Origin of the sequence: Anoxybacillus sp. CHMUD, from assembly GCF_013096965.1 — a bacterium.
In the GTDB taxonomy this organism is placed as follows: domain Bacteria; phylum Bacillota; class Bacilli; order Bacillales; family Anoxybacillaceae; genus Anoxybacillus; species Anoxybacillus kestanbolensis_A.
This window is the reverse complement of the sequence record NZ_SDLG01000104.1, coordinates 1-260: the sequence shown is the minus strand read 5'-3', so window position 1 is coordinate 260 and position 260 is coordinate 1. Positions and strand designations below refer to the sequence as shown.

At 49.2% G+C, this 260-nt stretch carries 1 protein-coding gene; it reads left to right on the top strand.

Going from position 1 to position 260, the window contains the following annotated elements:
* Positions 1 to 260 (top strand): IS66 family transposase zinc-finger binding domain-containing protein (locus ETB99_RS14815; RefSeq protein WP_171700951.1); only part of this gene is annotated, 260 nt, incomplete at both ends.

The window sequence follows — 260 nt, the reverse complement described above, 5'->3', positions numbered from 1 at the left end:
AGTGGAACATCCACATCATCGTGTCGTCCACCGTGTGCATACGTGTCAAGGATGTGGGGCTTCTTTGCGTGAAGTCAAACCGTTCAAAGTCGATATCCGTCAAGTGTTTGATGTCCCTCCTGTGGCGATCGAGGTGACACAACATGAACGTGAAGTGAAATCGTGTCCACATTGTCGATGTGTTCAACAAGCCGAATTCCCATCACATGTCACGAATCATGTGCAATACGGTCCACGGCTCACGGCGCTCGTTGTTTATT